Genomic DNA, 22097 nt, shown 5'->3' with positions numbered 1-22097 from the left:
GGATTTATGCCGGTTAATTTCGATCTAAACGATCTCTACGCGTTTCGCGCGCTGGTGGAGTTTGGCAATTTTCGCCTGGCGGCAGAATCGATCTGCCTCTCACAGTCGGCGCTGAGCCGCAGGATAGATAAGCTGGAAACCTCGCTGGGGATCAAACTGTTTATGCGTACCACGCGCCGCGTCACGCTGACCCTGAAGGGGCATGCGTTTGCTCAGCGCTCGGATAAGTTGCTGGCTGATTTTGAAGAGGTCATGGCCGATCTCAGTGAGGTGAGCTTAGCACGCACCGGCCTGATTACCGTGGCCTGCGTGCCGTCAGCCGCCTACTATTTTATGCCCAACATTATCCGGCTGTTTCAGGCGCGCTATCCCCGCGTACGAGTCAAACTGATCGACAGCAGTGCGGCTAACGTTTATGACGCGGTGATTGGCGGTCAGGCCGACTTTGGCATCAGTTTTTCCAGCCGCTCGCAGCCGGATGTGCATTTCCAGCCGCTTATGGATGATCCCTACGTGGCGGCCTGTCGGCGTGACCATCCTGTAGCTGGCAAAAAGAGTCTGAGCTGGCAGGCGTTTTATCAGTATGAATGGGTCGGGCTGGATAAAACCTCCGGCAATCGCAACCTGCTGGATCAGGCGTTGCAGGCGATCATGCCGGAGAAACCCTTTATCTGTGAAACCCGGCACGTCACCACCATGCTGGGGATGGTTGAGGCGGGGCTGGGCATTGCTGCCGTCCCCGCCATGTCGATGCCTGGCTACGATCACGCCCTGCTGATGGCGGTTCCATTGACCGATCCGCAGGTGAAACGCACCGTGGGTCTGCTACGTAAAAATGGCCGGTCGCTGTCGCATATTGCGGGCGAACTGGAGAACCTGATTATTGAACAGTATCAGCGTCTCTGACCGGTTTAGACGCTTTCACGGTGTGCAGTCCGCTGGCGTGCACCGCCTGTTGTGCCTCAGAGGAGGCGAGCCAGCGCAGCAGCTTAGCCGCCTCATCCGGCTGCGCTGACTTGCGCACCACGGCACCGGCGAAGCGGGTGGTGTATTGCAGCTTGTCCGGCAGTTCGCCAATAAAAGTAACGCCCGGCACCGGCAGCAGCTCACTGACCTGCTGAAAGCCGATAGCGTATTTACCGGCCGCGACCTCTGAGGCCACCGGGATGCGCTCAACCTTCACCGCTTTCCCCTTAACCTGATCTTCAATGCCCAGGCGGCTGAACAGCTGGCTGCTGACATACTTACCGCTGGCGCTGTCAGAGTAGGCGATGGAGCTGGCGTTCAGCAGAGCAGTTCGCAGCGCGCTTTCGCTGCCAATCTTAACCGGCATGGCACCCTGTTTGATCACCGCGCCGATGCGGGAGTCTGCCAGCTCAACCCGTGTACCCGGCAGCGTCTCGCCCTGCTTTTGCAGATCGCTTAGCGCATCGCCGACCATAATCACTACATCGGCCGGTTCACCGCGCGCCAGTCGTGCCGGAATGGCCTGCGGGGTTTTGCCCATAGACGGACCGGCGACGGTGTTGATAGTGATCCCTTCACGCTGGGCGAAGCGGGGCGAGAGCGTATCCCACGCTGCTTTAAACCCGCCGGAGATCATCACCGTCAGCTCTTTTGCCTGCGCAGTGGCGCTGCCCGCCACGCTGAACAGCAGAGCAGCGTACAGCGACATCGTTTTCAGTTTCATTTTACGTTCCTCAGCTAACGGTTTCATGGGCAGGTGATACGGCACTGCGTGTACGACGATAGAGATAAAGTGTTGCCCCCAGGGCGCAGACTGCTGCAAAACTCATCCAGTAGCCTGGCGAGGCTTTATCGCCGGTCATCTCAATCAGGCCGGTTGACATCACCGGCGTAAACCCGCCAAACAGCGCAGTTGCCAGGCTATAGGCCAGCGAGAAGCCCGCCACGCGCACTTCCGCTGGCATGATTTCGGTCAGCGCCGGGATCATCGCGCCGTTGTAGAGACCATAAATCATTGAAAGCCACAGCAGCACGCCCAGCATCATCGAGAAGCCCGGTGCGGCGGCCAGCATGCTCAGAGCCGGATAGGTGGTGACGATCGCCAGCAGGGTCATGGCGACCAGCACAGGCTTACGGCCAAAGCGGTCGGAGATCGCGCCGCCAATCGGCAGCCAGATAAAGTTCGACACCGCCACCAGCAACGTCACCAGCAGGCTGTCAGAGGCGCTGAGCAGCAGCACTTTCTTGCCAAAGGTCGGCGCGTAAACCGTAATAAGGTAAAACGCAGTCGTGGTCATTGCTACCATCAGCATCCCGGCAATCACCATCTGCCAGTTGGCGAGCAGGATGCGGAACACCTGCTTCACATCGGGATGGCTGCGACGGTTGTTGAACTCCTGGGTCTCTTCCAGCTTGCGACGCAGCACGAAAATAAACGGCACAATCAGGCAGCCAAACAGGAACGGAATGCGCCAGCCCCATTCACGAATGGCGCTCTCTTCCAGCACCGCGTTGAGGATAAAGCCCATCGCCGCCGCCACCATAATCGCGACCTGCTGACTGCCTGACTGCCAGCTGGTGTAGAAGCCCTTGCGGCCTGGTGTGGCAATCTCTGCGAGATAGACCGACACGCCGCCCAGCTCTGCACCGGCGGAGAAGCCCTGCAGCAGCCGACCGATCAGCACCAGCAGCGGCGCCCACAGGCCAATACTCTGGTAAGAGGGGATCAGCACGATCATAAAGGTGCCTGCTGCCATGATGGAGAGCGTGACGATCAGCCCTTTACGACGGCCAACCTTATCGATGTACGCCCCCAGCACTACCGCGCCAATCGGGCGCATCAGGAACCCTGCGCCAAACACGGCAAAGGTCATCATCAGTGAGGCGAACTCACTGCTGGCCGGGAAAAAGGTATGGGCGATATAGGTGGCATAGAAACCGAACAGGAAGAAGTCGAACTGTTCGAGAAAGTTGCCTGAGGTAACACGGAATATTGCGCCAATCCTGGCGCGGTGAGTCATGGGTGAGGTTGTCTGCATCAGTAACTCCAGTAAGGTTTGACGCTTTTTGCCGCGCCTGTCACTGAAGAGTGGATCAGCGCCCGGCGCTAAATAAGTGCAAAAAGGGCATCGATTAATGTGCCAGCCGCATGATTGCCAGGCGTTATCACTTAAAATTATTTTGATTCAATGGGTTAAGTGGCGGGGTGGTTTTTTTGTGCCTGTTAGTGGGTTTGAGATGAGTTTGCGGAAATGTGACAGATTTCATAAGCGTGTTGCAGGCGAATAGGGGGAATCTGGCTTGTCTGAGGCCATCAGCGCAGAGTCTGGCGGCAAAAAAAAGGTTCAGAACGCAGGCAGCAAGGCGTCAGGGAAAGGTTATACCAAAAATCTGATGTAAATGTCGGACGCCCGCTACGGTAAACACCACTTCACGGTAGCCAGGCTGCCGGGTTAGCCAGCCCTGCGTTTCAAAGGCACTCAGCAGCGCTGCACCCGCGTAGCCGCCGAGATGGAACCGGCGCTCACTCCAGTCGAGACAGCCACAGCAGGCTCTGCGGCGTCCGGGCTGCGACAGATCAATCTGCAACGCCGCAAACTGCTGCTGTCCATATAAGGTGACAGCGCTGCCTTCCGGTGTGATCCAGCCCTGTTGCGCCATTACGGCATAGATCTGCACCGCAATATCACCGGCCAGATGGTCGTAACAGGTGCGGGCGGTGCGAAGCGATGTTGGGGTGGTGCTCGCCGGCGCGGCAATCCGTCGCCACGATACGCCCATCATGTTCTCAATCAGCGCAGCGATATCACTGCCGGTCAGTCGGTAATAACGGTGACGCCCCTGCGCCACGCAGACGATCAAGCCGCTGTTGATCAACCGGTTCAGATGGGCGCTGGCGGTTGAGGGCGCCACGTCGGTGACGGCACTAAGTTCGGTGGCGGTCCAGGCGCGTCCATCCATCAGCGCGGACAGCATCTTAACCCGTGACGCATCGGCCATTGCGGCGGCGACGCCCACAATCGCATTCTCAAGTGCTTCGCTATCGTCAGGTGCGTTATGCGGTTGTGGAGTTGCCATCAGATTACAGTGCCCATTCTGTGGTCAGCCCGGCGGCTGATCGATTGTTATCGGTGATCAGGATCAGCTGGTTAGCGTGATCGCTGTATTGCACCAGGATGTTGATTCCGGCATCGGCAAGGCGTGCAGTGATTGCCCCCAGCTCGCCGGGACGCTGTTGCGGTAACCTGCGAATAAGCGGGACGTTAACTGCCTCGACGGCGATACCTTCTGCTTCAAGCACGGCCCGCGCCCGTTCGCCTTCCTCAACCAGAAAATGAGCGTGGCTCTGTTCACCAAAGGAGAATAGGCCGCCGCCTTCCAGGCCAATCCCATGAAGGCCCAGCAGCGTGGTGAGCCGGGAAAGTGTGCCTGGACTATTTTGCAGGATGACATGAATATCGAACATGTTAATTTACTCCCTGTTGTGAGGCATATTCTCTGATCAGCGTGACGATGCGAAGACGGTAACCGGCAAAAAGGGTCTCGCGGCCTTCACGCTGTGCGGCCTGGTGACAAAGGTTGCGCTTCCAGGCCAGCACCGATTCTTCATCGCGCCACCAGGAGAGCGAGAGAGTTTTTTTCTCATCGGTCAGGCTTTGAAAGCGCTCAAGAGAGATAAACCCGCTGTTTTGCATCAGCAGCGGTTTAAGGTCGGCAGCCAGTTGCAGATAACGCATCTGGTGTTCGGGTCGGGCTTCGGCTTCAAATAGTACGGCAATCATCGCTATCCTCCTTTGGGTGATAGCGCAAAAATAGCGGGCGGGGCGGGTTGATGCTTCGGCCGGTAACGAAATATGGCTGCAGGGGCGACCTCCAGCCGGTGCAATCTTGTAATGGAGCAGATGATATGTTCAGCGGACTCAGTGCGTTCCCCCTTACTCCCTTTGCGGCAGGCAAGCCCGATGAGGCGGCTTTTTTGCGGCTGCTGCGCAGGCTGACTGATGCAAAAGTCGATTCCCTTGGCGTGCTGGGGTCCACCGGCAGCTACGCCTATCTCACCCGCGCGCAGCGCAGGCGTATCGCAGAACTGGCGGTGGAACATGCAGAGTCGATTCCGGTGATGATCTGCATAGGTGCGGTGGGCACTGACGAGGTGCTGGCGCTGGCGGAGGACGCGCAACAGGCGGGCGCGGCCGCCTTACTGCTGCCGCCGCTGGGTTATCAGACGTTGAATGAAGATGAGGTGTTCACGCTTTTCGAGACCGTAACGCGACACGCCTCGGTGCCAGTCTGTATCTATGACAATCCCGGCACCACCCATTTTACGTTTTCCGATGCGCTGCTGAGCCGGATCGCCGCACTTTCCGGTGTCGGGTCAGTGAAAATTCCTGGGGTACCGGCGGAGCAATCTGCGGCTAACGATCGCCTCGCTCAGCTGCGCGGCACGCTGCCAGATTCCGTATCGATTGGCGTCAGTGGCGATGCTTCTGCCGCCAACGGGCTGATTGCGGGCTGTGATGGCTGGTATTCGGTGTGCGGTGGGCTCTTTCCGCGCGTTGCAAAAGCGATGACCGAAGCGGCGGCCGCAGGCGACCATCAGAGCGTCAGGACGCAGTCCGATCGCCTGCAGCCATTATGGGCGCTGTTCCGCCAGCATGGCGGCAGTTTCCGGGTGATCAGCGCCGCGGCGGGGCTGCTGGGACTGACCGAACGCGACTGCCTGCCGCGCCCGCTGCAGCCGCTCTCCGCGGCGCACTGCCAGCAGATTGCTGACGTGCTCGTGGCACTCGACCTCTCTTAAGATCCCGCGCCAGAAGGCATTAACCGTGGCGCACCAGGTTAAAGCCTTCTTCCTCCTGCGGCGCTTCGAAATAGCGGGTAATCAGCGCGAACTGCTCGTCCGTTGCGGCAAAGGCGTGTTCGCCGCCCTGATTTCGGGCGTGCAGGCGCGATTTACACAGCGCATCCGGTACGTCCAGATAATGCAGGCGATGGTCGGCAGAGGATGCCTTAATCACCGACATCATCCAGTCGCGATTCGCCCGGGTGTTGGCAGGAAAATCGAGCACCACCGACACCCCTGCGTTAAGCAGCGCGACCAGATGAGGCGTCATCGCCTTTCTGAGTTTTGCCGCATAGCGCACGTAATCGGCCACCGACTGCATCTCGTCCTTATAGAGCGCGGCGAGCCACTGATCCTCGCTGATCACCACGCAACCGGGGGCGGCACTCAGCTTCGCCGCCAGCGTCGATTTCCCGGAGGCAATTTTTCCACACAGCAGATGCAGCGTGGCGGGGGCAAAAGTCATGGTCATATCACTCCTGTGTCAGCCTGATAGTGAACCGCGCGCATTACGCGAAGGGAAAGTAAAGCAGGTCTCGCCGAAGCGGGATTCAGGCTAACAAAACAGGGGAGAGATAAGCAATGAGAGGCATAAAGTTGCTGGTGAGTAAAACCCGGATTTACCGCGCGTAACAGCCTTTGCTGCTGCGGGTGTTACTGCATTCAGCAAAAACCGCGGCTTTCGCTGGGCATGTTGACACGCCTGAACGGGGAAGTGCGGTCAGGCGTTGAGTGCAATATCAGATACGCTTTCAGAAAGGGGTGAATCGGCGCTGAACAGCTGGCAACTGACTTCATTTTTGTGCCATCAGCAACGTCAGCAGTTCGCGGCAGCATGCCTCTTCTTCTGCACTGTCTGCGGATGCCAGGTGGCGCAGCAGTTCCATACAGCTTTTTTCCTTGCCCGCTTCCAGTAACTCTTCGATCAGAAAGTTGAGTTTGTCCTGTTCAGACACCGCAAAGGATGAACTAAACTCATTTTTGACCGGGCCACTGTGATTCACCGGCAACGTGAGGGTGTTTTGCATTGGCATAATATTGTCCTGTTTCGGGTTAAAAAATGTTCGGCGATTGCTATTAAACTTATACAACGATCCGGAATTTGTACAGAAATCTGCCCGATTGATTTTCAGGACGAAGCTAAGCGCAGCGCGGTTGCGGCGTAAATGTCAGCTAATCATTAAGTTAGCGGGAGCAGGAATTTCAGAAAATTTTGCGGGCCTGAAGCCGGATGCGGAGGCGGGAAAAACCAGGTCAGTCCTGCGTCAGGTCAGCAGGCGGCCCACCGGGCCACCTGCTTTATTTAGCGGACAGGAAATCTTCGCGCTGCGGTGTAAACGTATCCAGTAATGTGCCCGCCTCAAGACAGACACAGCCATGAACCACATTGGGCGCTTTGTAGAGCGTATCTCCTGCGCCCACCTCACGCGTTTCACCATTGATGGTGAAGGCAAAACGTCCGCTCAGCACATAGGTCAGCTGCTCGTGGGGATGGTGATGCAGCGGGCCGACAGCCTCTTTCTCAAAAATCACTTCTACCGCCATCATGGTGCCGCCGTACGCCAGCACGCGGCGGGTCACGCCATTGCCCAGATCTTCCAGTGGTCGCTCTTTATGGTAGATAAACATCGCAATCCTCCTGCGGTTGCCCCTGCTGCGGTGACCGTTTTGTGATGGATCTCACAGCACTCGGGTGAATTAGTTCATGCACTTTAGTGGTTTTTCACTAAAATGAAACGGTGTTTCAATTAATTTATAAGGGTAGATCATGAAAATCGCGTTAATGATGGAAAACAGCCAGGCCGCTAAAAACGTTACCGTGCTGAAAGAACTGGAAGGCGTCGCACAGCCACTGGGCCATCAGGTCTTCAACGTCGGTATGAGCGATGAGCAGGATCACCACCTGACCTATATTCATCTCGGCATTCAGGCCAGCGTGTTGCTCAACAGCCAGGCCGTGGATTTCGTGGTCGCGGGCTGCGGCACCGGGCAGGGCGCGCTGATGTCGCTTAACATTCATCCGGGCGTTGTCTGCGGCTACTGTATCGATCCGGCTGATGCCTACCTGTTTGCGCAGATCAACAACGGTAATGCCTTATCTCTGCCGTTCGCCAAAGGCTTTGGCTGGGGCGCTGAACTTAACCTGCGCTTTATCTTTGAAAAAGCCTTCACCGGCGAGAAGGGCAATGGCTATCCGCCAGAGCGTAAAGAGCCGCAGGTGCGTAATGCCGGTCTGCTGAATCAGGTCAAAGCTGCCGTGATCAAAGAGAACTACCTCGACACGCTGCGCGCCATCGACCCTGAACTGGTGCGTACTGCCGTTAGTGGCCCACGCTTCCAGCAGTGTCTGTTTGAGCATGGCAAAAATCAGGAAATCGTCGCTTTTGTGCGTCAGCTGACCCACTAACGCATCCGGGGTCATAAGGCCGGTCTGACCGGCCTTTTTTTATTCTCTCTTTCCCGACATCAGCTGAACGTCAGCTCTGCTGCGCCAGCGCCGGATTGTAATGGCGACTCGCCTCCACCAGCATCCGGGTGTAGGGCATCGCGGCGCGGTCGGCCACCAGCGTCGGCACATCCAGCGTCTCCAGCACCTTGCCCTGTTGCATAACCGCCACGCGATGGCAGAGGTGCGCCACCACGCCGAGATCGTGTGTCACCATCAGATAGGTCAGGTTCTCCTGCTGCTGCAGATCGCTGAGCAGATTGAGGATCTCCGCCTGCACCGAAACATCCAGCGCGGAGGTCGGCTCATCCAGCAGCAGTACGCGCGGCTCTAAAATCAGCGCCCGGGCAATCGCCACGCGCTGACGCTGACCACCGGAAAGCTGGTGCGGATAACGCGTCTGCCAGGCACGATTCAGCCCGACCTTATCCAGCATTGCCACGACGCGCTGCTGGCGCTGCCCGATACCCTGAATCTGTAATGGCTCTTCAAGAATAGCGCCCAGTGTGTGACGCGGATGCAGCGAGCCATAAGGGTCCTGAAACACCATCTGCACCTGACGGCAGCGCGCCCGATCGATGCGGTGCGCCAGCGGCTGGCCATCAATGGTCAGCTCTCCCTGCCAGTGATTAAACAGGCCCGCCAGACACTTCAGCACCGTGGTTTTGCCCGAGCCCGACTCACCGACCAGTCCGAAGATTTCACCCTGTTTAACCTGCAGGCTGACGTCGAACAGCACCTGATTACGGCGACCCTCTTCACCGAAACTCAGGTTGAGATTTTTTACCTCAATCATCGTAACTCCTTAGTCAGTTAGCCAGCTGGCGTGACGTTGTAACACCGGCAGACGGGTGCGCCGCCGATCAAGGTCGGGCAGTGCTGCCAGCAGTCCCTGGGTGTAGGGATGCTGCGCGCGGTCAAGTTCGCTGGCGGCCAGCGACTCCACCACGCGCCCGGCATACATCACCAGCACCCGATCGCAGAAGCTGCGTACCAGATTGATATCGTGACTGATAAAAATCAGTCCCAGACCGCGCGCTTTCACCAGATCATCCAGCAGCGCCAGCACCTGCAGGCGAACCGAGACATCCAGCGCAGAGGTGGGCTCATCGGCAATCACCAGTTCCGGCTCGGTGATCAGCATCATGGCGATCATCACGCGCTGCCCCTGGCCGCCGGAAATCTCATGGGGATAGAGCTGATATACCCGTTCAGGATCGCGGATCTGCACCTCCTCCAGCATCGCCAGCGCCCGCTGACGTGCCGCCGATTTCTGGCCGCGATGGTGACTGCGCCAGGCTTCGGCAATCTGTTCGCCAACCCGGATCACCGGATTCAGCGAATATTTCGGGTCCTGCATAATCATCGAGATGCGTTTGCCACGAATGGCGCGCATCTCTGCCGGGCTGGCGTGCAGCAGGTCGATATCGCCAAACTGCATCCGGCTCGCCTCAATGCGCGCCTTAGCCGGATGCAGCTGCAGCAGGGCGCGACCCACGGTCGATTTACCGGAGCCGGACTCACCGACAATCGCCAGCTTCTCCTGACCGAGCTGAAAGGAGACGCCACGCACCGCCGGGGTTATCTGGCGTCCGTTAACAAAGTTCACGTGCAAATCGCGCACGTCGAGCAACGGCGAGGCGTTACTCACTGCGGGGATCGAGCAGGTCACGTAGGCCATCTCCTAAAAAGTTAAATGCCAGGCTGTTAATCAGGATCGCCAGACCGGGAACGGTCACCACCCACCAGCACTCCAGCATGTAGGTGCGGCCACTGGCGATCATCGCGCCCCATTCCGGATCCGGCGGCTGCGCGCCCAGCCCAAGAAACCCCAGCCCGGCGGCGGTGAGGATAATGCCCGCCATATTCATGGTGATGCGGATAATTACCGACGGCAGGCAGAGCGGAATAATGTGCTTCCAGAGCACCCGCAACGGCGACGCGCCCTGTAAGCGCACCGCCGAGATAAAGTCCGCCTGACGCAGCGACAGCGTTTCAGCGCGGGCCAGACGGGCTATGGGTGGCCAGGCAGTGAGCGTAATCGCGATCACCACATGCTCCAGACCCGGCCCCAGCGCGGCAACAAAGGCCAGCGCCAGTACCAGGCTCGGGAAGGAGATAAAGATATCGGTGACGCGCATCAGCACGCCGTCGACTTTGCCGCCAAAATAACCGGCGGTGACGCCCAGCAGCAGGCCCAGCGGCCCGACGGTGACCGATACCAGCAGCACGATGTAGAGCGTGATGCGTGCGCCCCACACCAGGCGACTGAAGATATCCCGGCCAAACTCGTCGGTGCCGAACCAGTGGGCCGCGCCGGGAGGCGTCAGCGCATTGTTCAGATCCTGAACCAGCGGGTGATACGGCGCGATCCAGGGCGCAAACAGCGCCACGATGCAGAGCACCAGCACAATGCCGCCACCAATCGCGGTCAGGGGATTACAGGCCATGCGCCAGAGGAAATAGCCGCAGCGGGCAGCAAAACGCTGACAGCGCACCAGCCGCTCACGGGAATGACTCACAGACGCAGCGTCAAAAGAGATCGTCATACTTTGGTCCTCGGATCGAACACCTGATAGAGCAGGTCGGAGATCAGGTTAAGCAGCACAAAAATCAGGCCCACCACCAGCACACAGCCCATCACCGCATTCATATCGCCCAGCATCAGACTGCCGGTGAGGTAGGAGCCAAAGCCGGGCCAGGAGAAGACGGTTTCAATCAGCACCGCGCCCTCCAGCAGCGAGCCATAGGCCAGCGCCACCACGGTCAGCAGCTGCACCAGGATATTGCGGAAGGCGTGCTGCCAGATCACCTGCCATTCAGTCAGGCCTTTGACCCGCGCGGTCAGAATGAACTCCTGCGACAGCTGCGCGAGCATAAAGCTGCGCGTCATGCGGCTGATATAGGCCATGGAGTGAAAGCCAAGCAGCGAGGCGGGCAGCACCAGATGATTCAGCGCATTCCAGAACACCTGACTGTTGCCCGCCAGCAGGGCGTCAATCAGCATAAAGCCGGTGCGACGTGGCACGATGCCATCCAGGCTGAAGTCCACCCGACCTGCGCCGCCGACCCAGCCGAGATGGGCATAGAACAGCAGCAGGCCAATCATGCCGACCCAGAAGATTGGGGTGGAGTAACCGGCCAGGCTGAGCATCCGCACCACATAGTCGATGACGCTGTTGCGACGCGCCGCCGCCAGCACCCCCAGCGGCACGCCCAGTCCTGCGCCAATCACAATCGCCAGCGTGGCCAGCTCTACGGTTGCCGGAAAGACGCGCACAATGTCATGCACCACCGGCTGACCGGTGAGCAGCGCATGGCCGAGATCGCCATGCAGCAGCGCGTTAAGGTAGATGCCAAACTGCACCCACAGCGGTTTATCAAAGCCGAGCTGGTGATAAACCTGCTGATAGGTGGCCTGATCGGCGTCGGGGCCGACAATCGCCAGCACCGGATCCAGCGGCATCACCCGGCCAATAAAAAAGGTCAGTAGCAGCAGGCCGAACAGGGTAATCACTACCTGCACCGCGCGATGGCTGATGCGGCGGCACTGAGTTCGGGTCAGGGTCAGGATCATAGGGTGCCTCCCGCTTTGGCTTCAGGGGTTTTCCAGACATCGCGGAGGAAGGTGGTCGCTGAGGGATGCGGCTGATAAGCCTGCACCCGGTTGCTGACCACCACGGAGTCGAGCATTTGTGAAATCGGCATCAGTGCAGGCAGCAGCTGGTCATAGCGCTGCTGGATGGCGTAATAGGCCTGCTGCTGGCGGGTTTTGTCGCGCTCCACCAGCGCCTGATCGATCATGCTGTTGAGCTGCGCGTCGTAGAAACCGGTGCGCCAGCCCTGGAAGTTGGTCAGCCGGGCGCTGTCAGCATTATTCGGGTTATAGACCAGCGCGCGCAGGCTGGAGTGGGGATGCGGCTCTACGCCGCTGCCGCCGCGCCCGACCAGCAGACTGAACTGGCGATCGCGCATCGCGCCATAAATCTGGTTACCGGTGCCGGTGATGATTTTTGCGCGGATTCCGCCCTGGAGCAGCGTCGACTGCACGGCGATGGCGATGTTCAGAAATGGCTGATCGGCCAGCACCCGCAGCGTGGTGTCGAAGCCGTCCGGATAACCCGCTTCAGCCAGCAGTGCGCGGGCGCGCGGCACATCGAGCCGGTAACCGGGATCGGGCAGCGTGGCGGGCATGCCAGCCTGAATCGGGCGCTGATGCAGCTCGCCATAGCCGGTCATCAGGCTTTTATTGATGCCCTGATAATCGACCAGGTAGCGTACCGCCTCCCGCACTTTGATATTGTCGAAGTGCGGATCTTTCATGCTCATCGCCAGGTAGTAGATCGTTCCTTTTCTTACCGCATCAATGGTGAGGTCGGGGTCGTGCCGCAGGGCGCGCACGTCGGGGATCGCCATGTTACTGGCGATATCCAGATCGCCTTTCTCCATCATCAGCCGCAGGGTCTGCGACTCCTGCAAATGGCGGAACACCACCCGTGACATCTTCGCCTCGCCGCGCCAGTAATCAGCCGCACGACTCATGCGCAGCACATCTTTTGCCTGCCATACATCCAGCCGGAACGGGCCGGAGCCCGCTTCATGGGTGGTGAGCCAGCGGTTGCCCCAGTCGCCATCCACCTCATGCTGCTGCACAGTTTTGCTGTCCAGCACCACCATGCTGCCCAGCGCCGCCAGCGAGTAGATCACCAGTTGCGGATCGTTAGGCTTCGGCAGGGTGATCACCAGTGTGTGGTCGTCGGGCGCGGTAATCATCTGGTCAACGTTGTCGCGGCTGAAGCCGTACGATTTCCACACCGACGCCTGCGCCAGGTTCAGATGCAGCACCCGCCGCATCGACCAGACTGCATCGGCGCTGGTCAGCGGATTGCCGGAGTGAAACCTGACGTTGTCGCGCAGGTGAAAAGTCAGGGTGCGGTTATCCGGACTGACTGACCAGCGTTCCGCCAGCGCCGGGCGCACCTCGGTGAGTTGCTGCGGGTTCAGCTCGACCAGTCCGTCATAGAGATTCACGACAATGCCGACCACCTCGTTGCCGGTCATAGCGGCCGGATCCAGGGTGAGCAGGTTATTCATATTCATGCCGACGATAAGCTGGTCATCCGGGGTCTTTGCCTGGATTGACGCGCTGCCCGTCAGCACCAGCAGCGTGATCAGCCACGCGCCACATCGTTGTGTCAGGGTCATAGGTAAAGTCCAGCAGGTCAGAGGTTTTCCCGTTTACGACTCTGCCTGCTGCTGGCCACCGGGATGGCAGGCAGCAGGCGGGCGACGGGGTTATTATTGTTTGCCGTACTTCGGTAGTGCGATTTACCAGCGGTTCAGCGTGTGCGTCTCAATCCAGCTGAAGTTAATATCCTCACCCAGCCCGCTGCGGGTGGGCAGGGTGACAAATCCCTGATCGTCCATCGGGTCGATCAGGCTGTTGAGGTAGGCGGGCGGTGTTTCATAATCCAGGAAGGGATGCAGCAGGCCGCGCTCATACCAGCGGCAGTTACGGATCGCCCCGACCACCGCCAGGCTGGCCGCACCGTTGCCGTGCACTTCGCAATCCATGCCAAAGGCTTCAGCCAGATTCGCCACTTTCAGGGTGGGCGAGATGCCGCCTACGCCGTTGGCACCGGCTCGCAGAATGTCGCAGGCTCCGGCACGCACCCAGTCGGCGCGGCTGTGATGTTTACCGCCCAGGCTCTCCGGACCAAGCACGTCGATAGAGAGGTTTTCGGCCAGCCAGGCGTAAGAGGCCATGCTCTCTTCCTCCATCGGCTCCTCGAACCAGGCGAAATTAAGCTTTTCCAGCGCCTTGCCGATGGTCAGCGCGTCACTGCGGCTGTACCAGTGGTAGCCATCCAGCATCAGCGCGATATCGGGGCCCACCGCTTCACGCACCGCCGCGCAGGCTTTGATATCCATCGCCGGGCTGGGGGCGAAGGAGACCGGCGGCATCCAGGTGTGCAGCTTGATCGCCTGATACCCGCGTGCCACCAGCTTTTCCGCGAACTGCGCATACTCATCCGGTGTTGATAATCCACCGCTCAGCTCGTCACCACACATGGTGCTGCCGTAAGCCGGGATCTTCTCGCGATAGCCGCCCAGCAGTTTGTGGACAGGCTGTTTCAGCTTCCGTCCAATCAGATCCCACAATGCCTGCTCCACAGCGGAAAGCGCCCGCTCGGTGAGCTGATGGGCGCTGCCGCGCTGCCAGTGCACCAGATCCTGCCAAAGACGCTCCCGGTCAAAGGCGTTCTGACCGATCAGCACTTTGCGGAAAAAGGCATTAACCACATGGGATCGCACCACTTCCGGCGGCGCAAAGGCGTAACCACAGTCGCCTTCCTCGCTGGTCAGGGTCAGTAGCGCCATCTGCGCATCATTTTCCGGGCCAGGGTGGGAGTGCCCGGCGCTGTCGGCGCAACGCTGGGTGGGATAGGTAAAAAGGGTGACATCAATGGCGCTGATCTTCACGGTTAAGCTCCTGTGGCAGTCTGTCCTGATGAATTATTAAAACGCTGTTTCATTTTCAATCTAGCCTTCACAATTCATTAACGCATTAGCCAAAACGATACGATTAATGGCTAATATGTGTGCAACTGCCCAGGGTGTTGTGAACATATTCACGAAAGCTGACCGTTTTGTGAGCAGCGACACGCTGCGCTTTTTCCTCTTAAGGGATCTCTTTGAGCGAAACTCCGCCAGTTAACCCCGCCGCAAAAAACATTTAACCGGATGACTTCCCCTGACCACTGTTTTAGGTGATAGTAACGCCGCTTTACATTAATAATTCTCATTATCATTTGTGCGGGTTTTTACAATGAAAAAATGGTTTTTAGCGCTGGGGCTGCTCACGCTGGCAGGGACGGCTTCGGCCAAATTGATTACCGATGTCGCAGGCCGTCAGGTCGAGGTGCCGCAGGAGGCAAAACGCATCATTCTGGGTGAGGGCCGTCAGATGTATCTGCTGGCGGCATTTGATACTGATGCCCCATTTAAACGGGTGATTGGCTGGCGTGACGACTTCCCGAAAGCGGACTGGGACGGTTATCAGGCTTACGAAAAACGCTATCCGGAAATTAAAAAATTACCGACCTTTGGCGGGGCGAAAGATGGCACTTTCAACGTCGAGCAGGCGTTAACCCTGAAGCCCGATCTGGTGCTGATGAATCTGGAATCCAAAGCCGCCACCGATGAAGGCAAGCTGATTGAAAAACTGCAGGCAGTAGGCGTGCCGGTGGTGTTTATCGATTTCCGCGAAGCGCCGATAGTGAATGCGGAGAAAAGTATCCGCATCATGGGCGAACTGGTGAACAAACCGGCGCGTGCCCAGGAAATTATCACCTTCCGCCAGCAGCAGATTGACCTTGTCACCTCGCGTCTGAAGAACTTTACCGGCTACCGCCCGAAAGTGATGATTGACCGTGCAGGCGGCTACAGCGACGAGTGCTGCATGTCGTTTGGCAATGAAAACTTTGGTCAGATGGTCGAGATCGCGGGCGGTCGTAACATCGCTAAAGATCTGATCCCTGGCACCTTCGGCACCGTTAACCCGGAACAGATTATCGCCAGCCAGCCGGATGTGGTGGTAGTGACCGGCGCTAACTGGAAGAATTACAATACCGTGGGCAAATGGGTCGGCGTCGGTCCGGGTGCCAATGTCACCGAGGCTACCGCGCGTCTTAAGGGGCTGATGATGCGCGATGCTTTTAAAACCCTGCCGGTGGCGCACAACGGCAATGTCCACGCCATCTGGCATCAGTTCTACGACAGCCCTTACCAGTTTGTGGCTATCCAGGCGCTGGCGAAATGGCTGCATCCCGATCTGTTTGCCGATCTGGATCCGGACGCCACCTTCCGCACGTTCCACGAGAAGTTCCTGCCGCTGCCTTATCAGCCAGGATACTGGGTCACTTTACCCGCTGATAAACCCTGACTGACCGGCGATGACAGGGACGTCATCCGCCTGATTTGCAATTCCTCCCGAATAAACCCTCTGTTTCTCTTCAGATTTACTAATCTTTTACAGGCGCGGAGTCAGTTGCTCTGAGCAGCGCGACGTCTGACGCGGTCCGCATTCACGTTAAAAATGGAGAGAAACATGCGCAATACCCTGGGAAGATCGGCCTTTGCCGTGACGCTGTACGCTCTGCTGGAGCCGGTGCCGCTGGGCTTTTTTGTCGCGGCCTGGCTGTTCGATATTCTCTATAGCCAGACCTTTGTGCTGTTCTGGACGGATGCCGCAGGCTGGCTGATTGCGCTGGGACTGATACTGGCGATTGTGCCGCGACTCATCGCGCTGGTTTATCTGTTCCGCGGCAGTGACAGTGCGGAAAAGAGTCATTTCTGGCTCTGGCTGGTGGCGATTGTGATCGCTATCGTCAATGCGTTTATTCACAGCCGTGATGCCGCCGCTGTCATCCCGCTGGGCGTGACGCTTTCGACGCTGGTGGTAGCGCTGCTGCTGCTGGCGAATGTGCAACTTGCGTTACGTCAGCGTAGCGCTTAAGGAGGAGCCACCATGAAGATACCGCATAAAACGTTGCTCGCGCTTACCCTGACAGCACTGCTGGCAGGCTGTGATGATGGTGCGCTTGTCGATCCGCAGAAGCAGATCGGACCGAATCCTGAACTGCCGCAGGCACAGAACTTCTTTATGCCGCCGATGCAGGTGCCGGAAGGCACGCCGTGGAAAGCGGGCGAAATGCCAAAAGTGGCTGACGGGCTGAAAATCGAAAAGATCGCTGACAATCTGCAGCATCCGCGTCAGGTTTATGTGCTGCCGAATAACGATGTGCTGGTGGCGGAATCCAACGGCCCGGCCAAACCCACCACCCGGCCTAAACAGCTGATTATGGGCATTGTGCAGAAAGCGTCAGGTAAGGGCGGCGCTGGCGGCAACCGGATTACGCTGCTGCGCAACGTCAATGGCAAATGGGAGCAGCACCGCTTTATTGAGAATCTGCACTCGCCGTTTGGTATGCAGCTGATTGGCAATACCCTTTACGTCGCGAATGCTGACAGCCTGGTGAAGTTCCCCTATCGCGAAGGGGAGACGGAGATCCGCACCGCGCCTGAAGAGGTGACGGAACTGCCGGGCGGGCCGATTAACCACCACTGGACCAAAGCGCTGTTGGCCAGCCCCGATGGCAGCAAGCTCTATGTGGGTGTCGGCTCCAACAGTAACGTCACCGAGAACGGCATTGGCGCAGAGTATCGCCGCGCCGCGGTGCTGGAAGTGGACGCGGCCAGCGGTGCCAGCCGGATCTACGCCAGCGGATTGCGCAATCCGACCGGCTTACAGTGGGAACCGCAGAGCGGAAAACTGTGGGCCATCGTCAATGAACGTGATGAAATCGGCTCCGATCTGGTGCCAGACTACATGACCTCAGTGCAGGACAAAGGCTTCTATGGCTGGCCCTACAGCTACTTTGGTCAGCATGTGGATACCCGTGCCGAACCGCAGCGTCCCGATCTGGTTGAGAAAGCGATTAAGCCTGATTATGCCCTGAGTTCGCATGTCGCTCCGCTGGGGCTGCTGTTCTACGGTGCAGATAACATGCCGCAATACCAGGGCGGTGCGTTTATCAGTGAACATGGCAGCTGGAACCGTACGCCGCTGAATGGCTACAAAGTGGTGTGGGTGAAATTTGAAAACGGCAAGCCAGTGGGTCAGCCGCAGACGGTGGTCTCGGGCTTCCTGACGGACGACGAAAAGCAGGTGCGTGGATTACCGGTCGGTCTGGCCAGCGACAAACAGGGCGGTGTCCTGATTGCTGACGATGCGGGTAATACCGTGTGGCGAATCAGCGCCGCGAAGTAAGCATTGCGCTGCTTTTTTAAGCAGAAAGCAGGCATAAAAAAAGGATTTGGCATTTCGCCAAATCCTTTATTTTTTGTTCGCTACCCGGCTGGTAACCGCGCTGCGAACGAGGTGCTCAGCACTCTCCACAAACAAGATTGTAAAATGTGCGGCTAAGGATTTCAAGTTTCGCCAAAATGCTGTATGTTTATACAGGTGTTGAGTGTTGAGCATCGCCTCATTGTCGACTGGCCGCTCCCAGGGGCACGGTTTTAAAATCCCGGCAGGCATCAGGTGGTGCTGGCCTGTGGCTTTAACCATGAGTGCCGCTCAGCTCTCTCCACAAAGATGTGCTTAGGCGCCCGGCGGGTAGAGTCAAAGCCCTGGTTGCCGAACAGCGCGCTCCTGTAAAAGGAGAAGGAAAGTGATGGAACTGACTAAGCTGATTCTGGATCTTATCCGGATCATCTTGCAGATCATCGTTGCCCTTATGCAACTGACCGGTCACGCAGGTTAACCGGAACTTGAAACAAGGCGGAGCTAACCACTCCGCCTTTTTTCTTTGTCAATTCTCTGTCATCGGAGGCGGGTAAGGTGGTGCGGCAAAGCACGCCGCCGGGGCGCTGTTTATCCAGACCGGGAGTTTTATGTCCATTGCCGCCGTTATGCCCGCCCGATTAGCGCACACCTGGATTGATGAGAGTGTGAAGATGCGCGAAACCACTGTGGGTCAGCAGTGTGAGATCCTGGCGCACAGCACGCTGGAATATAGCGAGCTGGGTGACTTCTCCTATGTCGGTGAACACTGCTGCCTGGCCGATACCCAGGTGGGGCGCTTCTGCGCCATTGCTAATCAGGTACGCATTGGCGCGCCGAATCATCCCATGGACCGCGCCTCCCAGCATCGCTTTACCTACTGCCCGGAGTATTACCACCCCGACGCCCGACGCGATCAGGGGTTCTTTTCCGCCCGTCGCGCCGATCGGGTGATAATCGGTCACGATGTGTGGATAGGTCACGGCGTAATTGTGCTGCCTGGCGTCACCATTGGTGATGGTGCGGTGCTGGCTGCGGGTGCAGTCGTGACGAAAAACGTCGCGCCCTACAGCGTCGTGGGCGGTGTTCCGGCCAGGCCACTGCGGGTGCGCTTTACACCGGCTATCGCCGCACGTCTCCAGCGCATTGCCTGGTGGAACTGGCCGCTGGAGAAACTGCTGGCGAATCTGCCCGATTTTCAGCACGGTGACATCGAAGCGTTCTGCCAGCGGCACGGTGCATAACCCCACGGCGCCGTCAGCCGGTTTGTACGCCGAAATAGCGCACAACCCGCTGGCCATAGAGCCCGACGGCCAGTCCGGCGACGATCAGCAGCAGCGCGGCGATTTTCTGAGGTGAAACCGTTTCGCCAAATATCGCCACTGAACCCAGGATGCCGAACACCGGTACCAGCAGCGACAGTGGCGCGACCGTTGAAACCGGATAGTGTTTCAGCAGCCAGTTCCACACCCAGTAGCCCAGCAGGGTATTGGGATAGACCTGAAACAGTATCGACAACACCGCCTTCACATCCAGCTGGGTGAAGAGTGCGTGATAGCCCGCGCTGCCATTGACCAGCCCGTCCAGCAGGAAGAGCGGAATGGGTGCAAAGGCGCTCGACCAGACCAGAAAAGCAAAAACCTGCCGGGTGCCCGCTTTTTTATTGATGATATTCGCAATACTCCATGCGACCGCGCCTGCCAGCACCAGCAGCATGCCGGAAAACGTCACCGAGCCATCGGTAATGAAAAAAATGCTCAGCAGACCGGCGCAGGCCAGCGCACACCCGGCGATCTGATAGCGGTTAAGACGCTCTTTAAATACCCAGCCACCGAGCAGCAGCGTGAAGAAGGCGCTGAACTGCAGCAGCAGCGAGGCAATGCCCGCCGACAGTCCGGTTTTAATTCCCAGATTTACCAGACCCCACAGGCCAATCCCGAAGACCAGGCCATAGCTGATCAGGTAGCGCCACGGCACGTCCGGTTTCTTAATAAAGAACAACGCTGGCAGGGCGCAGAGCGTAAAGCGGATACCTGCCAGGATAAACGGGTCGACCGCCTGCAGGCCGAGCTTAATAACTGAAAAGTTAACCCCCCAGATGGCGGTGATCATGACGGCGAGCAGCAGATGCGTTAATTTCATGAGTGACGAACTCCGGACCAGCAGAGAAAGGCAGAGGCACTGACCGCTGCACCGGCATAGCAGACAGCCTGCCATCCCCAGTGCGTATAAAGTTGAGTGGCGGCGATGGCCCCCAGCGCACTGCCCAGCGAGTAAAAGCACATATAGGCGCCCACCAGACGACTTGCCGCCTCGGGTCGGGCGGCCACGATCAGGCTCTGATTAATCACATGTACCGTCTGGACGGCGAAATCGAGCAGGATCACCCCGAAAATCAGCAACAGCAACGAGGTGTGAAGCGCGGCTATCGGCAGCCAGGAGAAGGTCAGCAACGCCAGGGCTAAGCCAGTGGCACGCTGCCCCAGGCCCAGGTCAGCCCATGCGCCTGCTCTGGAGGCCGCCAGCGCACCGGCAATTCCGGCCAGGCCGAACATCCCGGTCTGGGTGTGTGACAGTGACAGGGCGGTAAGTGGCAGTACCATCGAAGACCAGAGCATACTGAAGGCTGCAAAAATCAGCAGCGCCAGGATCCCGCGTCTGCGCAGCTGCGGTTCCGTGAGGAAGAGACGGAAAACGGACAGTAAGAGGTGAGGATAAGATGTGCGCCGCGTCTGACCTGCTGTGGCGGGCAGCACTTTCGCCAGGATGAGCGAGATCAGGAGTAACAGGCAGGCAGCCGTCAGATAGACCGCCCGCCAGCCCGCCAGGTCAGCAATCATCCCGGAAATAAACCGCGCCAGCAGGATGCCGATCACGATGCCGCTGGTCACGCTGCCCACCACCTGTCCGCGCTGTTCTGGTGACGCCAGCATGGCGGCCCACGCCACCATTAACTGCGTGACCACCGCCATTAATCCCACCAGCAGCATTGCGCAGAGCAGCGTCATCAGGTCTGGCGCAACCGCAGCAGTGATTAACGCCAGCACGGAAAACAGCAACTGGGTAATAACCAGTTTTTTGCGGTTCACGCAGTCGCCCAGCGGCACCAGAAAGATCAGCCCGAGGGCGTAGCCGCTCTGCGTGGCCGTTACCACTGTGCCAATGGTGCCGGTGGAAACCTGCAGGCTGGCGGCGATCGACTCCAGCAGTGGCTGTGCCGAGTAAACATTGGCGACCGCCAGCGCAGAGGTGAGTGAGAACAAAAAGATCATCCGGGACGAGAGCACCGGGATCGCGGCTGGAGGCGAATCGGCTTCAGGATCACGCATCTTGCCAATCGTACAGGTCATGTTGCTTTCCTTTCTGGTTTTTTTTTGAAACTGGATTGGCGATATCTTTAACCGGGCTGGTTTTTTTTTGCAACTTCTTTTCGGAGTGGCTAAACTGCCATCATGAGACAGGCAGCGTGAGAGAAGAGCATGGCTAAGCAGGAATCCCTGAGAACCAGCGAGTGTCCGGTCGCCAGAACCCTGGAGTCGATAGGTGAGCGCTGGTGCATGATGATCGTGCGTGAAGCCTTTGATGACGTCCGCAGATTCAGTGACTTCCAGCGGAATTTGGGGCTGGCGAAAAATATCCTGGCGTCACGCCTGAAGCAGCTGGTGGTGATAGGGGTGTTTGAGATTGCGCCGGCCTCCGACGGCAGCGCCTACAGCGAATATGTCCTGACCGAAAGAGGCCGTTCGCTGTTTCCGGTTGTGGTCGCGATGCGCCAGTGGGGCGAGCGTTACCTGTTTGAGAAGGGCGATACCCACTCCGTGCTGCTGGATAATGCGGAAGGAAAGCCGCTGCCACGCCTGGAGGTTATCTCTTCACAGGGGCAAAAACTGGAACCGGCCGACTGTCATCGTCAGCGGGTAGTGGCTGACGGGTAACCGTCAGGGTATTTTCTCCTCTGCACACTCTGAGACTGACAGGCCTGACATCGCACGCGT

The 22097-nt window shown here is 58.3% G+C and carries 24 protein-coding genes; 8 read left to right on the top strand and 16 right to left on the bottom strand.

The window, feature by feature from the left end:
- Window positions 1–6: 6 nt before the first annotated feature.
- Window positions 7–906: a LysR family transcriptional regulator gene (locus LC417_RS03445; RefSeq protein ID WP_223565462.1), complete on the top strand. Its 900-nt coding sequence runs from the start codon at window positions 7–9 to the stop codon at window positions 904–906.
- Here LC417_RS03445 and LC417_RS03440 read toward each other — a convergent pair.
- From LC417_RS03440 to LC417_RS03420, 5 genes are all read right to left on the bottom strand, one after another.
- Window positions 881–1690 carry a substrate-binding domain-containing protein gene (locus tag LC417_RS03440; protein ID WP_223565461.1) on the bottom strand — a complete coding sequence of 270 codons (810 nt, stop codon included), beginning with the start codon at window positions 1688–1690 and terminating at the stop codon, window positions 881–883. The genes LC417_RS03445 and LC417_RS03440 overlap by 26 nt on opposite strands.
- Before the next feature lie 10 nt (window positions 1691–1700).
- Complete coding sequence (locus LC417_RS03435) at window positions 1701–3008, bottom strand: MFS transporter (RefSeq protein WP_304622685.1); 1308 nt, start codon at window positions 3006–3008, stop codon at window positions 1701–1703.
- Between the two features lie 325 nt (window positions 3009–3333).
- Entirely contained in the window at window positions 3334–4044 is a 711-nt protein-coding gene (locus tag LC417_RS03430) for a helix-turn-helix transcriptional regulator (RefSeq protein WP_010670123.1), read from the bottom strand.
- Window positions 4045–4048: 4 nt separating this feature from the next.
- Window positions 4049–4432: an amino acid-binding protein gene (locus tag LC417_RS03425; RefSeq protein WP_223565459.1), complete on the bottom strand. Its 384-nt coding sequence runs from the start codon at window positions 4430–4432 to the stop codon at window positions 4049–4051.
- A 1-nt stretch (window position 4433) separates the two neighbouring features.
- Entirely contained in the window at window positions 4434–4748 is a 315-nt protein-coding gene (locus LC417_RS03420; protein ID WP_223565458.1) for an antibiotic biosynthesis monooxygenase, read from the bottom strand.
- A gap of 125 nt (window positions 4749–4873) precedes the next feature.
- Between LC417_RS03420 and LC417_RS03415 the strand changes: the two genes are divergently transcribed.
- Window positions 4874–5767, top strand: a complete 894-nt coding sequence (locus tag LC417_RS03415) for a dihydrodipicolinate synthase family protein (RefSeq protein ID WP_223565457.1) — start codon at window positions 4874–4876, stop codon at window positions 5765–5767.
- A 19-nt stretch (window positions 5768–5786) separates the two neighbouring features.
- Here LC417_RS03415 and LC417_RS03410 read toward each other — a convergent pair whose 3' ends face one another.
- From LC417_RS03410 to LC417_RS03400, 3 genes are all read right to left on the bottom strand, one after another.
- Complete coding sequence (locus LC417_RS03410) at window positions 5787–6281, bottom strand: ATP-binding protein (RefSeq protein WP_158149317.1); 495 nt, start codon at window positions 6279–6281, stop codon at window positions 5787–5789.
- Window positions 6282–6603: 322 nt separating this feature from the next.
- Window positions 6604–6843, bottom strand: coding sequence for a hypothetical protein (locus LC417_RS03405; RefSeq protein WP_010245020.1), 240 nt, complete (start codon window positions 6841–6843; stop codon window positions 6604–6606).
- A gap of 265 nt (window positions 6844–7108) precedes the next feature.
- Entirely contained in the window at window positions 7109–7438 is a 330-nt protein-coding gene (locus LC417_RS03400) for a cupin domain-containing protein (protein ID WP_033757603.1), read from the bottom strand.
- 139 nt (window positions 7439–7577) lie between these two features.
- Here LC417_RS03400 and LC417_RS03395 point away from each other — a divergent pair, with 139 nt between their 5' ends.
- On the top strand, window positions 7578–8216 hold the full coding sequence (locus LC417_RS03395; RefSeq protein WP_003853539.1) for an RpiB/LacA/LacB family sugar-phosphate isomerase: 639 nt from the start codon (window positions 7578–7580) through the stop codon (window positions 8214–8216).
- A 70-nt stretch (window positions 8217–8286) separates the two neighbouring features.
- On the opposite strand, the gene LC417_RS03390 is transcribed toward LC417_RS03395, so the two are convergent.
- From LC417_RS03390 to LC417_RS03365, 6 genes are all read right to left on the bottom strand, one after another.
- Complete coding sequence (locus LC417_RS03390; protein ID WP_223565456.1) at window positions 8287–9051, bottom strand: ABC transporter ATP-binding protein; 765 nt, start codon at window positions 9049–9051, stop codon at window positions 8287–8289.
- Between the two features lie 9 nt (window positions 9052–9060).
- Window positions 9061–9927, bottom strand: coding sequence for an ABC transporter ATP-binding protein (locus LC417_RS03385; protein ID WP_010245006.1), 867 nt, complete (start codon window positions 9925–9927; stop codon window positions 9061–9063).
- A complete protein-coding gene (locus LC417_RS03380; RefSeq protein ID WP_010670128.1) occupies window positions 9899–10804 on the bottom strand; it encodes an ABC transporter permease in 906 nt (301 codons plus the stop codon). The genes LC417_RS03385 and LC417_RS03380 overlap by 29 nt, the downstream gene beginning before the upstream one ends.
- A complete protein-coding gene (locus LC417_RS03375; protein ID WP_010245000.1) occupies window positions 10801–11832 on the bottom strand; it encodes an ABC transporter permease in 1032 nt (343 codons plus the stop codon). The genes LC417_RS03380 and LC417_RS03375 overlap by 4 nt, the downstream gene beginning before the upstream one ends.
- On the bottom strand, window positions 11829–13460 hold the full coding sequence (locus LC417_RS03370; RefSeq protein WP_191921255.1) for an ABC transporter substrate-binding protein: 1632 nt from the start codon (window positions 13458–13460) through the stop codon (window positions 11829–11831). The genes LC417_RS03375 and LC417_RS03370 overlap by 4 nt, the downstream gene beginning before the upstream one ends.
- Window positions 13461–13583: 123 nt before the next feature.
- Complete coding sequence (locus LC417_RS03365; RefSeq protein ID WP_010244993.1) at window positions 13584–14738, bottom strand: mandelate racemase family protein; 1155 nt, start codon at window positions 14736–14738, stop codon at window positions 13584–13586.
- A 346-nt stretch (window positions 14739–15084) separates the two neighbouring features.
- Between LC417_RS03365 and LC417_RS03360 the strand changes: the two genes are divergently transcribed.
- From LC417_RS03360 to LC417_RS03345, 4 genes are all read left to right on the top strand, one after another.
- Complete coding sequence (locus tag LC417_RS03360; protein ID WP_223565455.1) at window positions 15085–16200, top strand: ABC transporter substrate-binding protein; 1116 nt, start codon at window positions 15085–15087, stop codon at window positions 16198–16200.
- Between the two features lie 165 nt (window positions 16201–16365).
- Window positions 16366–16773: a hypothetical protein gene (locus LC417_RS03355; RefSeq protein ID WP_010244987.1), complete on the top strand. Its 408-nt coding sequence runs from the start codon at window positions 16366–16368 to the stop codon at window positions 16771–16773.
- Between the two features lie 12 nt (window positions 16774–16785).
- Window positions 16786–18087, top strand: coding sequence for a sorbosone dehydrogenase family protein (locus LC417_RS03350; RefSeq protein ID WP_010670132.1), 1302 nt, complete (start codon window positions 16786–16788; stop codon window positions 18085–18087).
- Between the two features lie 626 nt (window positions 18088–18713).
- Window positions 18714–19346, top strand: a complete 633-nt coding sequence (locus LC417_RS03345; protein ID WP_010244979.1) for a DapH/DapD/GlmU-related protein — start codon at window positions 18714–18716, stop codon at window positions 19344–19346.
- A 13-nt stretch (window positions 19347–19359) separates the two neighbouring features.
- Here the strand turns inward: LC417_RS03345 and LC417_RS03340 are convergent, their stop codons facing one another.
- Both LC417_RS03340 and LC417_RS03335 read right to left on the bottom strand, forming a co-directional pair.
- Window positions 19360–20244, bottom strand: a complete 885-nt coding sequence (locus LC417_RS03340; RefSeq protein WP_061703966.1) for an EamA family transporter — start codon at window positions 20242–20244, stop codon at window positions 19360–19362.
- Window positions 20241–21452 carry an MFS transporter gene (locus tag LC417_RS03335; protein WP_223565454.1) on the bottom strand — a complete coding sequence of 404 codons (1212 nt, stop codon included), beginning with the start codon at window positions 21450–21452 and terminating at the stop codon, window positions 20241–20243. Before LC417_RS03335 ends, LC417_RS03340 begins: the two co-directional genes overlap by 4 nt.
- A 129-nt stretch (window positions 21453–21581) precedes the next feature.
- Between LC417_RS03335 and LC417_RS03330 the strand changes: the two genes are divergently transcribed.
- Window positions 21582–22037, top strand: coding sequence for a helix-turn-helix domain-containing protein (locus LC417_RS03330; protein ID WP_223565453.1), 456 nt, complete (start codon window positions 21582–21584; stop codon window positions 22035–22037).
- Window positions 22038–22097: the final 60 nt, after the last annotated feature.

The organism is Pantoea sp. OVA07A, from assembly GCF_019969975.1.
GTDB lineage: Bacteria > Pseudomonadota > Gammaproteobacteria > Enterobacterales > Enterobacteriaceae > Pantoea > Pantoea agglomerans.
This window is presented reverse-complemented; position numbering and strand designations above follow the sequence as displayed.

Coding starts and splice junctions, on each gene's coding strand:
- LC417_RS03445 (WP_223565462.1), top strand. CDS start 7: ATGCCGGTTAATTTCGATCTAAACGATCTCTACGCGTTTCGCGCGCTG.
- LC417_RS03440 (WP_223565461.1), bottom strand. CDS start 1,690: ATGAAACTGAAAACGATGTCGCTGTACGCTGCTCTGCTGTTCAGCGTG.
- LC417_RS03430 (WP_010670123.1), bottom strand. CDS start 4,044: ATGGCAACTCCACAACCGCATAACGCACCTGACGATAGCGAAGCACTT.
- LC417_RS03425 (WP_223565459.1), bottom strand. CDS start 4,432: ATGTTCGATATTCATGTCATCCTGCAAAATAGTCCAGGCACACTTTCC.
- LC417_RS03420 (WP_223565458.1), bottom strand. CDS start 4,748: ATGATTGCCGTACTATTTGAAGCCGAAGCCCGACCCGAACACCAGATG.
- LC417_RS03415 (WP_223565457.1), top strand. CDS start 4,874: ATGTTCAGCGGACTCAGTGCGTTCCCCCTTACTCCCTTTGCGGCAGGC.
- LC417_RS03410 (WP_158149317.1), bottom strand. CDS start 6,281: ATGACCATGACTTTTGCCCCCGCCACGCTGCATCTGCTGTGTGGAAAA.
- LC417_RS03405 (WP_010245020.1), bottom strand. CDS start 6,843: ATGCCAATGCAAAACACCCTCACGTTGCCGGTGAATCACAGTGGCCCG.
- LC417_RS03400 (WP_033757603.1), bottom strand. CDS start 7,438: ATGTTTATCTACCATAAAGAGCGACCACTGGAAGATCTGGGCAATGGC.
- LC417_RS03395 (WP_003853539.1), top strand. CDS start 7,578: ATGAAAATCGCGTTAATGATGGAAAACAGCCAGGCCGCTAAAAACGTT.
- LC417_RS03390 (WP_223565456.1), bottom strand. CDS start 9,051: ATGATTGAGGTAAAAAATCTCAACCTGAGTTTCGGTGAAGAGGGTCGC.
- LC417_RS03380 (WP_010670128.1), bottom strand. CDS start 10,804: ATGACGATCTCTTTTGACGCTGCGTCTGTGAGTCATTCCCGTGAGCGG.
- LC417_RS03375 (WP_010245000.1), bottom strand. CDS start 11,832: ATGATCCTGACCCTGACCCGAACTCAGTGCCGCCGCATCAGCCATCGC.
- LC417_RS03370 (WP_191921255.1), bottom strand. CDS start 13,460: ATGACCCTGACACAACGATGTGGCGCGTGGCTGATCACGCTGCTGGTG.
- LC417_RS03360 (WP_223565455.1), top strand. CDS start 15,085: ATGAAAAAATGGTTTTTAGCGCTGGGGCTGCTCACGCTGGCAGGGACG.
- LC417_RS03355 (WP_010244987.1), top strand. CDS start 16,366: ATGCGCAATACCCTGGGAAGATCGGCCTTTGCCGTGACGCTGTACGCT.
- LC417_RS03350 (WP_010670132.1), top strand. CDS start 16,786: ATGAAGATACCGCATAAAACGTTGCTCGCGCTTACCCTGACAGCACTG.
- LC417_RS03345 (WP_010244979.1), top strand. CDS start 18,714: ATGTCCATTGCCGCCGTTATGCCCGCCCGATTAGCGCACACCTGGATT.
- LC417_RS03340 (WP_061703966.1), bottom strand. CDS start 20,244: ATGAAATTAACGCATCTGCTGCTCGCCGTCATGATCACCGCCATCTGG.
- LC417_RS03335 (WP_223565454.1), bottom strand. CDS start 21,452: ATGACCTGTACGATTGGCAAGATGCGTGATCCTGAAGCCGATTCGCCT.
- LC417_RS03330 (WP_223565453.1), top strand. CDS start 21,582: ATGGCTAAGCAGGAATCCCTGAGAACCAGCGAGTGTCCGGTCGCCAGA.